The organism is Streptomyces sp. ASQP_92 (assembly GCF_025399895.1).
Taxonomy (GTDB): domain Bacteria; phylum Actinomycetota; class Actinomycetes; order Streptomycetales; family Streptomycetaceae; genus Streptomyces.
The window spans coordinates 48,579-62,022 of record NZ_JAODUA010000006.1; the positions used below are offsets into that span (position 1 = coordinate 48,579).

Consider the following 13,444-nt stretch of genomic DNA (forward strand, 5'->3'; position numbering starts at 1 on the left):
CCATGGCGAAGCCGCCTGTGCGCAAGCCTAAGAAGAAGGTCTGCGCTTTCTGCAAGGACAAGACCGCTTACGTGGACTACAAGGACACGAACATGCTGCGGAAGTTCATTTCCGACCGCGGCAAGATCCGTGCCCGCCGCGTTACCGGCAACTGCACGCAGCACCAGCGTGACGTCGCCACGGCCGTCAAGAACAGCCGTGAGATGGCGCTGCTGCCCTACACGTCCACCGCGCGATAAGGGAAGGGTGACCGAAAAATGAAGATCATCCTCACCCACGAGGTCTCTGGCCTCGGCACTGCCGGCGACGTCGTTGACGTCAAGGACGGCTACGCTCGCAACTACCTGGTCCCGCGTGGTTTCGCGATCCGCTGGACCAAGGGTGGCGAGAAGGATGTCGCGCAGATCCGTCGTGCGCGCAAGATCCACGAGATCGCGACCATCGAGCAGGCCAACGAGGTCAAGGCCCGCCTCGAGGGCGTGAAGGTGCGTCTGGCTGTTCGCTCCGGCGACGCCGGCCGTCTCTTCGGCTCCGTCACCCAGGCCGATGTCGCTTCGGCGATCAAGGCTGCCGGTGGCCCGGACGTGGACAAGCGCCGCGTCGAGCTCGGTGCGCCGATCAAGACCCTTGGTGCTCACCAGGTGTCCGTGCGTCTGCACTCCGACGTTGTCGCGAAGCTTGGCGTCGAGGTCATCGCCGCGTAAGCACCGCACAGCATCAGAAGAAGGGCCGTACCCCTCGGGGTGCGGCCCTTCTGCTGTGCCGTCCGCTGCTGCTTTGCTGTGTTTCACGTGAAACACAGCAGAGCAGCAGACTCCGCGTTTCACGTGAAACACCGCCCGGTGGGCGGCGTACGGTCGCCTCGCAGTCAGCGAGTGGCGCCAGTGACCAGCCACCGCCCCGAGCGGGCCCGCAGGCCCAGCGTCAGCATGCGGACGGCCATCATCAGCGCCATGGCCCACCAGAGCGCGGTGAGGCCGCCGCCGAGGGTCGGCACGAGCAGTGCGACCGGAGCGAAGACGACGAGGGTCACCAGCATGGCCCGTGCCAGGTAGGGGCCGTCGCCCGCGCCCATCAGAACGCCGTCGAGGATGAAGACGACTCCCGCGATCGGCTGGGTCAGGGCGACCACGAGCAGAGCGGGCAGCAGGGTCTGCTGGACCGTGTGGTCATTGGTGAAGAGCGGGACGAAGAGCGGCCGGGCCGCCACCACGAGCACGCCGAGCAGGACACCGAAGGCGATGCCCCACTCCACCATGCGGCGGCAGGCCTGCTTGGCTCCCTTGGCGTCACCGGCCCCCAGATAGCGCCCGATGATGGCTTGGCCGGCGATGGCGATCGCGTCGAGGGCGAAGGCCATCAGACTCCACAGGGACAGAATGATCTGGTGCGCGGCGATATCGGCGTCGCCCAGACGCGCGGCGACGGCGGTCGCGATCATCAGGACGGCTCGTAGTGAGAGCGTACGGATCAGCAGGGGGGCGCCCGCCTGGGCGCTGTTCCGGATGCCCGCGAGGTCGGGGCGCAGGGAGGCGCCGTGGCGTCGGGCGCCGCGCACGACCACGGTGAGATAGACGGCGGCCATGCCGAACTGGGCGATGACGGTGCCCCAGGCCGATCCGGCGATGCCGAGCCCGGCGCCGTACACGAGTCCCAGATTCAGTGCTCCGTTGGCGGTGAAGCCCCCGATGGCGACGTACAGGGGCTTCCGGGTGTCCTGCAAGCCGCGCAGGATGCCGGTCGAGGCGAGCACCACGAGCATGGCGGGTATGCCGAGGGCCGAGATGCGCAGATAGGTGACGGCGTAGGGCGCCGCTGTGTCCGATGCGCCGAACAGGCCGACCAGCCAGGGGGCCGAGGGGACTACGGCGGCGACGACTACGGCGCCCAGGAACAGCGCCAGCCAGATGCCGTCCATGCCTTGGCGGATCGCGGCGCGCAGATCTCCCGCGCCGACCCGGCGGGAAACGGCCGCGGTGGTGGCGTAGGCGAGGAAGACGAAGATGCTCACGGCGGTGGTGAGCAGGGGCGCGGCAATACCCAAACCGGCCAGTTGCGGGGTGCCGAGATGGCCCACGATCGCGCTGTCGGCCATCACGAAGAGCGGCTCGGCGACGAGGGCGCCGAAGGCGGGTACGGCGAGGGACACGATCTCGCGATCGTGTCGGTGTCGGGAGGTCCGCCGATCGTGCTCCGGCGCCGTGGGGGCCTGTTTCATGGGGTCAATCTAATCTTCCACAGGTAATGGACGCAATGGCCATGGAGTCCTTACTTCAGGGCTGCGGTCAGGTTCGTGTGGACGCTGTCTGCCGAGATCTTGAGCCAGTCGGGAAAGTTTTTCTCCCCCACAGCCAGTGGACGGAGAAAGTGCAGGTCATGGGGGTCATCGACGGGGTGCTATGACTTTGTCCACAGTGCTGTCCCCCGGTCCGTGCACAGGTTCCGGAGACTTCTCCACAGCATCCGGTCCTTCGTCCACAAGGCCTGTGGATAACCAGATTGGCTGACGCCGCTCGCGGGCCTACCGTGGTCCGGCGCCCGACGCGCCAGAACCGGAGTCGGGCTTCTCGTTTTGTCAGTGTCGTGCCGTAGAAAGAGTGGCACGGCTAGGTCCGCGGAGCGGACGGGAGGAGGTGGCCCGGTGAGCATTCCCGAGCCGTTGGACGAGCCCTGGGCCGACACCGGTCCAAGTGACCGTCTGCCTGTTTCCCGCCAGCGAGGCGACAGCGAGGTCCGTGGTCGCGGCCGCGGCAGAGGCCGTGACGATCAGCACGACCGGGGCCAGGACGACTGGGACGGCGGCTCCTCGGGCTTCGAGCGGGTGCCGCCTCAGGACATCGACGCCGAACAGTCCGTGCTCGGCGGCATGCTGCTCTCCAAGGACGCCATCGCGGACGTCGTGGAGATCATCAAGGGCCACGACTTCTACAAGCCCGCCCACGAGACCGTCTACACGGCGATCCTCGACCTCTATGCCAAGGGCGAGCCCGCCGACCCCATCACCGTCGCCGCCGAACTGGTCAAGCGCGGCGAGATCACCCGGGTCGGCGGCGCGTCCTATCTCCACACCCTGGTCCAGTCGGTGCCGACGGCGGCCAACGCCTCGTACTACGCGGAAATCGTCCATGAGCGGGCGGTGCTCCGCCGGCTCGTCGAGGCGGGCACCAAGATCACGCAGATGGGATACGCGGCGGACGGCGACGTCGACGACATCGTCAACTCCGCCCAGGCCGAGATCTACGCGGTCACCGAGCAGCGCACCAGCGAGGACTATCTGCCGCTCGGCGACATCATGGAGGGCGCGCTCGACGAGATCGAGGCGATCGGCTCCCGCAGCGGCGAGATGACCGGAGTGCCCACCGGATTCACCGACTTCGACTCGCTCACCAACGGTCTGCACCCCGGCCAGATGGTCGTCATCGCAGCCCGGCCCGCGATGGGTAAGTCCACCCTGGCGCTGGACTTCGCGCGGGCCTGTTCGATCAAGCACAACCTGCCGAGCGTGATCTTCTCGCTCGAAATGGGGCGCAACGAGATCGCGATGCGTCTGCTGTCGGCCGAGGCCCGGGTCGCGCTCCACCACATGCGCTCCGGCACGATGACCGACGACGACTGGACGCGGCTGGCCCGGCGCATGCCGGACGTCTCCCAGGCGCCGCTCTACATCGACGACTCCCCGAACCTGTCGATGATGGAGATCCGCGCCAAGTGCCGCCGCCTCAAGCAGCGCAACGACCTCCGTCTCGTCGTCATCGACTATCTGCAGCTCATGCAGTCGGGCGGCTCGAAACGCGCCGAGAGCCGCCAGCAGGAAGTCTCGGACATGTCGCGAAACCTGAAGCTCCTCGCCAAGGAGCTCCAGCTGCCGGTGATCGCGCTCTCGCAGCTGAACCGTGGCCCCGAGCAGCGCACCGACAAGAAGCCGATGGTCTCCGACCTTCGTGAATCGGGCTCCATCGAGCAGGACGCGGACATGGTCATCCTGCTGCACCGTGAGGACGCCTACGAGAAGGAGTCGCCCCGCGCGGGCGAGGCGGACCTGATCGTGGCCAAGCACCGTAACGGCCCCACCGCGACGATCACCGTCGCCTTCCAGGGCCACTATTCACGCTTCGTGGACATGGCGGCGACCTGATCCAGGGGCCGGGGGTGTGGCGGAGAGCGCCCGCCCCCACCGCTCACGGCACCTGGCGAGGCCGGTCGACCACCGCGCGTTCCAGGATCGCGTTCGCCCAGACCAGGGTTCCTGCCTCTCCCCATTCGCTGGTCGTGGTCAGGTAGGTCCGTAGGCCGAGGAACGCCAGGGTCGTCTTGTCGAAGACCCATTCCGTGCGCTGACCGAGTTGGCGGTCCTCGCGCGCGATGGCGAGGCCGGTGCGGCCGGTGGCGTCGGCGCCGGCCGGCACCTCCACCACGCCCGGAATCCTCGCGGCGGCCCGGTAGAGGGCGGCCTGCGTCGCGGGCGGCATCACCGTGTAGCTCAGCAGGTTGCCGAAGGACTCGAACACCGTCTGGTCGAAGTCCTGGCCGTTGACCGGATGGGTCTCCTGCCGTATGCGCTGGTAGAGGGCGCCGGGCTCGGTGGGCAGGGAAGCCAGCCACGCGTAGGTGGGGCGCCTGATGCCCGCAGGCGTGGGCTCGCTGTGGATGGGCACGAAGGTGCCGTCCTCACGGAAGAGCCCTGTCTCCTTGATGGGGCGAGGATCCTGCGGGTTCCAGTCCTCCCGCTCCTTGAGCGCCCCCGCGACCACCGGCTTGAGGTGTTCCGTGCGGGTGGCCATGCTGCGTACGTAGACGTACTGGTCGTCCCGCACCGGGCCGGTGTGGGACGACAGGGCTCCGGCGGCGAGCCGGTCGAGCAGCACGGCCGCCCCCTGTGCGGTGCCGGGGGCGGCCGGCGTGATCCTCGTCGGGGAGCTCTCGGGGCGCGCCCCGGGCATGACGGTGAGCACCACGGCCACGACCATGGCCGCTGCCGCGAGGGGCAGGAGGAGGGGCGGGCGCAACAGTCGGCGGCGGGCTCGGGAACGGTCGGCCTCGATGGTGCGCATGAGCAGTTCTCGGTGGTGACGGTGGCGGCCGGTGGGCAGATCCCGCTCGGCGGGGGTGGGGAGCAGCCGGGCGATTTCCTGGTGGTCGTCGGTGTTCATCGGGCCTCCTCCTGAACGGTCAGGGCCGGGGGGCCGGCCGTGGGTGGTGCCGGCGCATTCGGGCCGGTGTGTCCGGAACGCCCGCTGAGCTGGTCATCGGTCAGCTTTCGCAGCCGGGCGCGGGCACGGGAGAGCCGGGATCGCACGGTGCCCACCGGAATGCCCAGGGCCTGTCCGGCCTCGGTGTAGTCCAGGGCCGACCACACGCACAGGGCCAGCACCTCCCGCTCGGGACGGCGCAGCAGCGTCAACGCATGGCGTACGGCGTCCAGTTCGCGGTCGTCGTCGATACGCGACGCCGATTCGTCGGCGAAGTCCCCGACCGTGTCCGTCCCCGGCCGACGGGCCAGGAAGGCGATCCGGCGGTGGAGGCGCCGATTGGCGTTGCGCGCCTTGTTGGTGGCGATGCCCAGCAGCCACGGCCGCAGGGACCCGCCGTACGGTTCGACCCTCCGCCGGGTGCGCCAGGCTTCCAGGAAGGTGTCGGACATCACCTCTTCGGCCGTCGACCAGTCGCCCGTCAGCCGGAATGCATGGTTGTAGACCCCTCGCGCGTACTCCTCGTAGAGCTCGGCGAACGCCGCCTGGTCACCCGCTCGTATGCGTTCGCGCATAGGTACCTCTCCGTCCGTTTCCCCTCACATCCAGTCCTCTCCGCGACCACCCACCAGTTCCGGTGACCTGCGTCACATCGGGCGGTGCGTCCGCGCCGCGTGCTCCGGTCGGCCGAGGTCGTCCACGGCTCCTCAGTCGCTTTCACCGGAGCGAGCGGGTTCTGCGGGGGGCGACGGCCAACTACCGTCTGCGCCATGAGCGTCGAAGACTGGCTGGCGGAGACCCGCACGTCCTACGACACCGTCGCCGCCTCCTACGCCGAGCAGGTGCGTGATCTCCTGGACCGGACGCCCTACGAACGCTCGGTCCTGTCTCTGTTCGCCGAGCTGGTGCAGGCCGACGGCGGAGGACCGGTGGTGGACGTCGGGTGTGGATCCGGCAGGATCACGGCCCATCTGCGCGGCCTCGGCGTGGACGCGTTCGGGGTCGATCTGTCGCCCATGATGGTCGAGACGGCCCGGCGTGAGCACCCCGGCCTGCGGTTCGAGGCGGGCTCCATGACGGAACTCGACCTCGCCGACGCCTCGGTGGCGGGCCTGGTGGCCTGGTATTCGCTGATCCACGTACCCGACCGCGAGATCGGTGGTGTCCTCGCGCACTTCCGGCGGGTCGTGCGATCCGGCGGTTTGGTGCTGCTCAGCTTCCACGCCGGGGACGGATCACGGCTCAAGACGCGGGGCTACGGAGGTCATGCGATGAACGTCCAGGTGCATCGCCGACAGCCTGCCGATGTGGCCACGTGGCTGGAGGACGCCGGCTTCACCGTCGAGGCGCGGATGACGCTCACCTCGGCCGAGAGCGCCCTCGGAGGGATCCTCTTCGCGCGCCGGCGACCCGACGGCATCCCGGGCGCCACGACCGCGCCGAAGGACGGCAGACAGGGCAGCAGCTCTGCCGCGCCGAAGAGGTGACGAAGAGATGAGGGGCCGAAGAGGTCGGCTCCGGTGAAAAGCGGTCGACTGGAGGCGGGTGCGCGGCTAGACCTTCCCTCATGACCTCATCCCGTCCCCCCGTATCGCCCTCTCCCTTCGAAGAGCTGCTGCCGTCGACGCGGCGCGCCCTCCTCCATCGCATCGCGGTCGCCCAGTCCGAAGGGAGGGCGCCCTCGCTGGTCGCGGCCGTGGCGCGGGACGGCCGGATGGTCTGGTCCGGATCGCGCACCTCGGTGGACGGCCATGGCCCGGACGCCGACGTCCAGTACCGTATCGGGTCCATCACGAAGACCTTCACCGCCGTGCTGGTTCTGCGGCTGCGCGACGAGGGACTGCTCGATCTCGGCGATCCCTTGGAGAAGCACCTTCCCGGCACCGCGGCGGGCGGGGCGACGATCGCTCAACTCCTTTCCCACACGGCCGGGTTGGCGGCGGAATCGCCCGCGCCGTGGTGGGAGCGGACACCTGGTGACCTTCGTCCCGAACTCGCCGACGTCCTGGGAAGCGAGCCGGATCTGCATCCGGCGGGACGTCTGCACCACTACTCCAATCCGGGCTACACCCTGCTGGGTTCTCTGGTGGAAGAGGTGCGCGGGGTGTCCTGGGAGCAGGCGCTGCGGACCGAGGTCCTCCAGCCGCTGGGGCTCGACCGCACGAGCACGCAGCCGATGCATCCCCACGCCGGCGGCTGGGCGGTGCACCCGTGGGCCGATGTGCTGTTGCCCGAACCGTCCGAGGATCTCGGCCTGATGGCCCCGGCCGGGCAGCTCTGGTCGACCGCCGCCGACCTGTGCCGCTTCGCCGTCTTCCTCGCGGAGGGAGATGAGCGAGTGCTGAGCGCGGAGTCGGTCGCGGAGATGCGTACTCCCGCCGTCGCGCCGGAAGCGGGTGGATGGGACAGCGGCTACGGGTTCGGCATGCAGCTCGCCCGCAGCGATGGCCGCGAGCTCGCCGGACACACCGGCTCGTTGCCCGGCTTTGTCGCGGGCCTGTGGATGAGCGTGGCGGACGGAGTGGCAGCCGTCGCGCTCGCCAATGCGACGTCGGGCCCGATGTGCGGGGCACTGGCGGCCGATCTCGTACGCATCGTGGGAGAGGCCGAGCCGCGCTTCCCGGAGCCCTGGCGCCCTCTCCCCGAGGCGGATGAGCAACTCCTGGCGCTGACCGGACCCTGGTACTGGGGCACTCATGCCTATGGCCTGCGGCTCACAGCCGGCCGCGGGGTGGCACTGGCGCCGCTACGGGGCACCGGCCGGGCGGCCGATTTCAAGGCCGCCGCGAACGGGACCTGGGTCGGTCTCGACGGCTACTACCAAGGTGAGACGCTCCGTGTGGTGCGTCGAGGAGACGGCTCGGTGAGCCATCTCGACCTCGGCTCCTTCGTTTTCACACGCGAGCCGTATGGCCCCGATGCAGACGCGGTGCCGGGTGGTGTGGACCCCGAGGGCTGGCGGGGGATCTGACGTTTCACGTGAAACAGGCATCCCGGAGTGGCCGTTTCACGTGAAACGGCCACTCCGGGATGCTGTAGGTCCCGTTTCACGTGAAACGGGACCTACAGGGGCTTCTTGAACCCCACGTGCGAGGCCTCGAATCCCAGCCGCTCATAGAAGCGATGGGCGTCTATGCGGGTGGCGTCCGAGGTGAGCTGGACCAACTGGCAGCCCTGACGCTCGGATTCGGCGATGGCCCATTCGATCAGAATGGTCCCGAGGCCGCTGCCCCGCTCTGTCTTCTCCACGCGGACGCCCTCGATGATCGAGCGCGATGCTCCGCGCCGGGAGAGGCCGGGAATGACGGTGAGCTGAAGGGTGCCGACGACCCGACCGCCACGGTCCGCGACCACCAACCGCTGTTGGGGATCGCCCGCCAGCCGGTCGAACGCGGCACGGTAGGGCGTGAGGTCGTCCGGCGATTCGCGCTGGGCGCCCAGCGGGTCGTCGGCGAGCATCGCCACGATCGCCGGGATGTCCTCGGGCGTCGCGGGCCTGATCTCAAGATCGTTCATGGGTGTGAGCGTACGCCGGGCCATGTCAGGCCGATACGTGCAGCGCCTCAACTGTGCGGACCAGGGGCGTCAGTTGGGGATTCGCGGCCGCTTCGTCCAGCGCCTCGCGCAGGGCTCTGTCATTGGTGGGCCGGGCCTCGGCCAGCAGGGCGAGGCCGGCGTCGGTGACGTCCGTGTAGATGCCGCGCCGGTCGGTGTCGCAGAGGTAGCGGGTCAGCAGGCCGCGGTCCTCGAGCCGGGTCACCAGCCGGGTCGTGGCCGACTGGCTGAGGACGACGGCGTCGGCGACCTGCTTCATCTGGAGATGGCCGCCGGGGCCGCTGTGCTGGCGACTCAGGACGTCGAGCAGGGAGTACTCGCGCACGCTGAGGTCATGGCCCGCCTGAAGGGCGCGCTCGATGTGGGCATCGATCTTGCCGTGCAGCAGCGAGAGCGCGCACCAGCCCTGGGCGAGGGCGGTGAGTGCGGGGTCGGTCGCGGTCATGCGTCTGTCCTCCGTCCGGAGCGGCTTGTCCTCAGGATAGTCCACCAGTGCAATAGCCCGCGTTTGCAATTAACACGCGTCTGCAATTATTGTGGACGCCCGTAAGGAGCTCAAGCAATCTTCTGGAAGGCCATCCCATGCCACTCGCGCTCCTAGCCCTCGCCATCGGGGCGTTCGGTATCGGCACCACGGAATTCGTGATCATGGGGCTGCTCCCCGAGGTCGCCGGCACCTTCGACGTCTCCATCCCCACGGCCGGATACCTGGTCAGCGGTTATGCGGTCGGCGTGATGCTCGGCGCACCGCTGATGACGCTGCTGGGAACGAAGATCAGCCGCAAGCGGATGCTGATGCTGCTGATGGGCTTCTTCATCGTCGGCAACGTGCTCTCCGCGGTCGCGCCCGCCTTCGGGCTGATGCTGACCGGGCGGATCGTCGCCTCCCTCGCCCACGGCGCGTTCTTCGGAATCGGCTCCGTCGTCGCGGCGGACCTGGTCGCCCCCGAGAAGAAGGCCGGGGCCATCGCCATGATGTTCACCGGCCTGACCGTCGCCAACGTCGTGGGCGTACCGGCGGGCACGCTCATCGGCCAGCAGGCCGGCTGGCGCGCGACGTTCTTCGTCGTCGCCGCCCTCGGGGTGCTGGGACTGTTCGGCGTGGCCAAGCTGGTCCCGGACTTGCCGAAGGCCCAGGGCGTACGGCTGCGGCACGAGATCGCCGCGTTCCGCAACGTTCAGGTGCTGCTCGCCATGGCGATGACCGTGCTCGGCTTCGGCGGCGTCTTCGCCGCGATCACCTACATCACCCCGATGATGACGAACGTCGCCGGATACGCCGGTACCTCCGTGACCTGGCTGCTCGTGCTGTTCGGCCTCGGGATGGTCGCCGGAAACCTCGTCGGCGGCCGGTTCGCCGACCGCGCTCTGATGCCGATGCTCTATGTGTCGCTGTCCGGGCTCGCCGTGGTCCTGGCGCTGTTCACCGTGGCCGCCCACGACAAGTCCGCGTCCGCCGTCATGGTCTTCCTCATCGGCGCGCTGGGCTTCGCGACCGTCCCCCCGCTGCAGAAGCGCGTCCTCGACCAGGCCGCCGGGGCGCCCACCCTGGCGTCCGCGGTCAACATCGGCGCCTTCAACCTCGGCAACGCGCTCTCCGCCTGGCTCGGCGGCGTCGTCATCGCGGCCGGCCTCGGCTACACCGCCCCGAACTGGGTGGGCGCGGCACTCGCCGCCTCCGCCCTCGTGCTCGCCTTCGTCTCCAGCGCGCTGGAGCGTCGTACGACCACGGACAGCCCCGTCGTCGCTGGCGGCGTACCGGATCCGATCCGGGTCCCGGCCTCCCAGCGCTGAATCAACTGCCCGGAATTACCTAGGAGTTACCCCTCATGAGCACCACCACCATCGCCCCGGCCCCGCTCAGCACCCCGGAAGCCGAGGCGCTCGTCGAAGCGGCCCGCGTGGCCGCCGAGGAGGCCGGGGTCGCCGTCGCGGTCACCGTCCTGGACGCGGGCGGCCATCCGCTCGCCTTCCGCCGGGACGACCGGGCCGTACTGATCGCAGGGGAGACCAGCACACGCAAGGCGTACACGGCGCTTCAGCTGAACGCACCGACCGCGGACCTGGTGGACGCGGTCCAGCCGGGCGGCCCCTTCCACACCCTGCCGACGGCCCTGGACCGTCCGCTGCTCTTCATCGCGGGCGGCGTGCCCGTGCACCGCGACGGCCGTCTCGTCGGCGCGATAGGTGTGGGCGGCGGAGCCCCCGAGCAGGACCACGGGTTCGCGACCCTCGCGGTCGAGAGCCTGGCCGGCCGCTGATCGCCCCGAGTCCCACCGTCCGCCCTCACGTGCCCGTGACAGCACGGCACATGGGGGCGGATGCGTAGGGACAGGACAGTGTCTGGCTAGCCCGCGGCCACCGTCAGCGGCGCGAAGCGGCGGGTCCAGTCGCCGGGAAGGGCCGGGATGCCTCGGGTCATCACCGCGTTGAAGCCGACCGACTCCATGCCGGACGCCCTCAGCCAGCTCAGCAAGTCCTCGTGACGTACGTCGATGTCCGTGCGCAGCGGCCGGTCCGTACCGGCCGCGAGCGAGGCGACCAGAGCCCTGGCGGTCTCCGTGTCACGGGCGATCAGCGGGCCCACCACATGGGTGTTCATATTGGGCCAGGCGGCCGCGAATCCGGTGAGCCCGGCCGAGTCCTCGGAGACCCGCAGTTGATCGCAGAAGGCCGGGAGGCGGGCGATCACGTGGGTGCGGTCCTCACCGAAGACCTCGGCGTCCAGCCGGAGAATCGCCGGCAGGTCGTCCGCGGCCGCCGGCCGGGTGGCCACCGTCGGAGCGGGCCCCGACGGCTGGAAGTGACCCATGACCATCTCGGCGCGGCCGGTCGTCTCGAAGCCCAGCTCCTCGTACAGCGGGCGTCCGTACGGCGTGGCGTGCAGGGTGAGCGGAGTGCCCTCCCACGTCTGGAGCACGTCCTTCATCAGTCGGCGCCCGACGCCCTGACGGGCGAAGCGCTCGGCCACCAGGACCATGCCGATGGCCGCGAGACCCGGGCCGTACGAGGTGACCACACAGGCGGCGACCAGGCCCTTGCCGTCCGGGGCGTCGATTCCGTACCCCGTGCCCGCCGCGAGGAGAAGCCCCCATTTGTGCTCCTCACGTGGCCAACCGCGGTCTTCGGAGAGGTCGGCGCAGGCGACGAGGTCTTCGTTGGTCAGGCGGCGCAGGGGGAGCTCGGCGAGCGGTGAGGGCATGAGGGTCAGGTTGTCCGACGTACGGGCGCGGCGTCCAGCAGTTTCCGCCTCCCGACAGGGTGCTTCTGGCCACCCTTCGTCAGCCCCCAGGACTATGAGCACCGAGATCGCCGTATGCGGGGGCGCCGACGCAGATGTTTCACGTGAAACACAGCCGCGGGAAGCGAGGTCGGACCCACCGGCTGCGGACCGGAGAAGGGGAGCGGCGGGTGTTTCACGTGAAACAGGGCGTCGCCGCCCATGCTCCATTCCGAACTCCGGCGGCTGGGCCAGGCGTCCGACAGGGGGAGCAACCTCGCGTACTAGCCTCGGCCTACATGGCGCGACTTCATCTCTTCGACCTCGACGGCACGCTCATGCGGGGCTCCGCCGCGCCGGTCGAGGTATCCCGGCAACTGGGACTGCTCAACGAGATCGGGGAGCTGGAGCGTGAGCTGTCCACCGGCGTGATCGAACCCGCCGAGTACGCGGTCCGGGTGCATGCCCTCTGGGCCGGGCTCACCGAGGCACAGGTGGCCAGCGCCTTCGAGGCAGCTCCCTGGATCACCGGGATCCAGGACGTGTGGCGCGAGATCCGGGAACAGGGTGACTACTGCGCCGTCATCTCGCTGTCCCCGTCCTTCTTCGTGCGACGGCTGCTCGCCTGGGGTGCCCACGCCGCGCACGGCTCGATCTTTCCGGACGTGCCGTTCGTTCGGCCGGTGGATCCGGCCGGGATCCTCAGCCCGGCCGCCAAGGTGGCCGTCATGAACCGGCTGTGTGCGGAGTTCGGCGTCAGCCCCCGAAGCTGTGTGGCGTACGGGGACTCGATGTCCGATGTGGATCTCTTCGCCGCGGTGCCCGTCTCGGTCGCCGTGAACGCGGACCACCACCTCGCGGGCCTCGCGACCCATGTGTACACCGGCGACGACCTCCGGGAGGCCTATGCGCTCGTCCGCGCCGCTGGGTGAGTGCGGAGGGCGCTCAGCCGAGATCGGGTGCGTGCATGGCGCGCACGCCCTCGATGTTGCCGTCCAGATAGTGCCTGAGGGACAGCGGGACGAGGTGCACCGAGGCGATCCCGACCCGGGTGAACGGGATACGGACGATCTCGTATTCTCCGCACGGCTCGTCGATCTCGGGGCCGTGGCGCAGTGAGGGGTCCATGGAGTCGAGGCGGCAGACGAAGAAGTGCTGCACCTTCACTCCGGTCGCCCCTCCGTCGGCTCCGATGTGCTCGACGGTGTCGACGAAACAGGGCACCACATCGGTGATCTTGGCCCCGAGTTCCTCGTGCACCTCGCGGTGCAGGGCCTCGACGACGGTGGAGTCCTCGGGTTCGACCCCGCCGCCGGGGGTCACCCAGTACGGATCCGTGCCGGGCTTGGTGCGCTTGATCAGGATCAGGTCGTCACCGTCGAGCAGGACGGCTCGTGCGGTGCGCTTGACCACTGGACGTACGGTCATGGGAGAAATGTGGCCCGAAGGGATGGCCGCGAAACTCTTCGGACCCACCGGC

General features: G+C 69.3%; 15 protein-coding genes. 8 read left to right on the forward strand and 7 right to left on the reverse strand.

The window, feature by feature from the left end; genetic code table 11:
• Window positions 1–2: 2 nt before the first annotated feature.
• Both rpsR and rplI read left to right on the forward strand, forming a co-directional pair.
• Window positions 3–239 carry a 30S ribosomal protein S18 gene (rpsR, locus tag N4G70_RS16100; protein ID WP_005315025.1) on the forward strand — a complete coding sequence of 79 codons (237 nt, stop codon included), beginning with the start codon at window positions 3–5 and terminating at the stop codon, window positions 237–239.
• Window positions 240–257: 18 nt separating this feature from the next.
• Window positions 258–704, forward strand: coding sequence for a 50S ribosomal protein L9 (gene rplI / locus N4G70_RS16105; RefSeq protein ID WP_261713340.1), 447 nt, complete (start codon window positions 258–260; stop codon window positions 702–704).
• Between the two features lie 164 nt (window positions 705–868).
• Here the strand turns inward: rplI and N4G70_RS16110 are convergent, their stop codons facing one another.
• Window positions 869–2,218, reverse strand: a complete 1,350-nt coding sequence (locus tag N4G70_RS16110) for an MATE family efflux transporter (protein WP_261713341.1) — start codon at window positions 2,216–2,218, stop codon at window positions 869–871.
• A gap of 423 nt (window positions 2,219–2,641) precedes the next feature.
• Between N4G70_RS16110 and dnaB the strand changes: the two genes are divergently transcribed.
• Window positions 2,642–4,135 (forward strand): replicative DNA helicase, encoded by a 1,494-nt coding sequence (gene dnaB / locus N4G70_RS16115; RefSeq protein ID WP_120722417.1) that lies wholly within the window; start codon window positions 2,642–2,644, stop codon window positions 4,133–4,135.
• A 43-nt stretch (window positions 4,136–4,178) separates the two neighbouring features.
• On the opposite strand, the gene N4G70_RS16120 is transcribed toward dnaB, so the two are convergent.
• Window positions 4,179–5,150 carry a CU044_5270 family protein gene (locus tag N4G70_RS16120; RefSeq protein WP_261713342.1) on the reverse strand — a complete coding sequence of 324 codons (972 nt, stop codon included), beginning with the start codon at window positions 5,148–5,150 and terminating at the stop codon, window positions 4,179–4,181.
• On the reverse strand, window positions 5,147–5,764 hold the full coding sequence (locus N4G70_RS16125; protein WP_261713343.1) for an RNA polymerase sigma factor: 618 nt from the start codon (window positions 5,762–5,764) through the stop codon (window positions 5,147–5,149). Before N4G70_RS16125 ends, N4G70_RS16120 begins: the two co-directional genes overlap by 4 nt.
• Before the next feature lie 195 nt (window positions 5,765–5,959).
• On the opposite strand from N4G70_RS16125, the gene N4G70_RS16130 reads away from it, so the two are divergent.
• Window positions 5,960–6,676 carry a class I SAM-dependent methyltransferase gene (locus N4G70_RS16130; RefSeq protein WP_261713344.1) on the forward strand — a complete coding sequence of 239 codons (717 nt, stop codon included), beginning with the start codon at window positions 5,960–5,962 and terminating at the stop codon, window positions 6,674–6,676.
• Between the two features lie 80 nt (window positions 6,677–6,756).
• Window positions 6,757–8,160, forward strand: coding sequence for a serine hydrolase (locus N4G70_RS16135; RefSeq protein ID WP_261713345.1), 1,404 nt, complete (start codon window positions 6,757–6,759; stop codon window positions 8,158–8,160).
• A 92-nt stretch (window positions 8,161–8,252) separates the two neighbouring features.
• Here the strand turns inward: N4G70_RS16135 and N4G70_RS16140 are convergent, their stop codons facing one another.
• Window positions 8,253–8,705: a GNAT family N-acetyltransferase gene (locus N4G70_RS16140; RefSeq protein ID WP_261713346.1), complete on the reverse strand. Its 453-nt coding sequence runs from the start codon at window positions 8,703–8,705 to the stop codon at window positions 8,253–8,255.
• A 25-nt stretch (window positions 8,706–8,730) separates the two neighbouring features.
• Window positions 8,731–9,189 (reverse strand): MarR family winged helix-turn-helix transcriptional regulator, encoded by a 459-nt coding sequence (locus tag N4G70_RS16145; RefSeq protein WP_261713347.1) that lies wholly within the window; start codon window positions 9,187–9,189, stop codon window positions 8,731–8,733.
• Window positions 9,190–9,326: 137 nt separating this feature from the next.
• On the opposite strand from N4G70_RS16145, the gene N4G70_RS16150 reads away from it, so the two are divergent.
• Together N4G70_RS16150 and N4G70_RS16155 are read left to right on the forward strand one after the other, a co-directional pair.
• Complete coding sequence (locus tag N4G70_RS16150; protein WP_261713348.1) at window positions 9,327–10,538, forward strand: MFS transporter; 1,212 nt, start codon at window positions 9,327–9,329, stop codon at window positions 10,536–10,538.
• Window positions 10,539–10,573: 35 nt separating this feature from the next.
• The gene (locus N4G70_RS16155; protein WP_261713349.1) at window positions 10,574–11,005 is read left to right on the forward strand and encodes a heme-binding protein; all 432 of its coding nucleotides are present in this window, start codon (window positions 10,574–10,576) and stop codon (window positions 11,003–11,005) included.
• Between the two features lie 86 nt (window positions 11,006–11,091).
• Here the strand turns inward: N4G70_RS16155 and N4G70_RS16160 are convergent, their stop codons facing one another.
• Window positions 11,092–11,946 (reverse strand): GNAT family N-acetyltransferase, encoded by an 855-nt coding sequence (locus N4G70_RS16160; protein ID WP_261713350.1) that lies wholly within the window; start codon window positions 11,944–11,946, stop codon window positions 11,092–11,094.
• 317 nt (window positions 11,947–12,263) lie between these two features.
• Between N4G70_RS16160 and N4G70_RS16165 the strand changes: the two genes are divergently transcribed.
• Window positions 12,264–12,896: an HAD family phosphatase gene (locus tag N4G70_RS16165; protein WP_261713351.1), complete on the forward strand. Its 633-nt coding sequence runs from the start codon at window positions 12,264–12,266 to the stop codon at window positions 12,894–12,896.
• Window positions 12,897–12,909: 13 nt separating this feature from the next.
• On the opposite strand, the gene N4G70_RS16170 is transcribed toward N4G70_RS16165, so the two are convergent.
• Window positions 12,910–13,392, reverse strand: a complete 483-nt coding sequence (locus N4G70_RS16170) for an NUDIX domain-containing protein (RefSeq protein WP_261713352.1) — start codon at window positions 13,390–13,392, stop codon at window positions 12,910–12,912.
• Between the last annotated feature and the right edge of the window lie 52 nt (window positions 13,393–13,444).

Excerpts from the sequence above, each read along its gene's own strand:
- N4G70_RS16145 (WP_261713347.1), bottom strand. The coding sequence starts at position 9,189 with ATGACCGCGACCGACCCCGCACTCACCGCCCTCGCCCAGGGCTGGTGC.
- N4G70_RS16120 (WP_261713342.1), bottom strand. The coding sequence starts at position 5,150 with ATGAACACCGACGACCACCAGGAAATCGCCCGGCTGCTCCCCACCCCC.
- N4G70_RS16125 (WP_261713343.1), bottom strand. The coding sequence starts at position 5,764 with ATGCGCGAACGCATACGAGCGGGTGACCAGGCGGCGTTCGCCGAGCTC.
- N4G70_RS16170 (WP_261713352.1), bottom strand. The coding sequence starts at position 13,392 with ATGACCGTACGTCCAGTGGTCAAGCGCACCGCACGAGCCGTCCTGCTC.
- rpsR (WP_005315025.1), top strand. The coding sequence starts at position 3 with ATGGCGAAGCCGCCTGTGCGCAAGCCTAAGAAGAAGGTCTGCGCTTTC.
- N4G70_RS16155 (WP_261713349.1), top strand. The coding sequence starts at position 10,574 with ATGAGCACCACCACCATCGCCCCGGCCCCGCTCAGCACCCCGGAAGCC.
- N4G70_RS16150 (WP_261713348.1), top strand. The coding sequence starts at position 9,327 with ATGCCACTCGCGCTCCTAGCCCTCGCCATCGGGGCGTTCGGTATCGGC.
- N4G70_RS16135 (WP_261713345.1), top strand. The coding sequence starts at position 6,757 with ATGACCTCATCCCGTCCCCCCGTATCGCCCTCTCCCTTCGAAGAGCTG.
- N4G70_RS16130 (WP_261713344.1), top strand. The coding sequence starts at position 5,960 with ATGAGCGTCGAAGACTGGCTGGCGGAGACCCGCACGTCCTACGACACC.
- N4G70_RS16140 (WP_261713346.1), bottom strand. The coding sequence starts at position 8,705 with ATGAACGATCTTGAGATCAGGCCCGCGACGCCCGAGGACATCCCGGCG.
- rplI (WP_261713340.1), top strand. The coding sequence starts at position 258 with ATGAAGATCATCCTCACCCACGAGGTCTCTGGCCTCGGCACTGCCGGC.
- N4G70_RS16160 (WP_261713350.1), bottom strand. The coding sequence starts at position 11,946 with ATGCCCTCACCGCTCGCCGAGCTCCCCCTGCGCCGCCTGACCAACGAA.
- N4G70_RS16165 (WP_261713351.1), top strand. The coding sequence starts at position 12,264 with ATGGCGCGACTTCATCTCTTCGACCTCGACGGCACGCTCATGCGGGGC.
- N4G70_RS16110 (WP_261713341.1), bottom strand. The coding sequence starts at position 2,218 with ATGAAACAGGCCCCCACGGCGCCGGAGCACGATCGGCGGACCTCCCGA.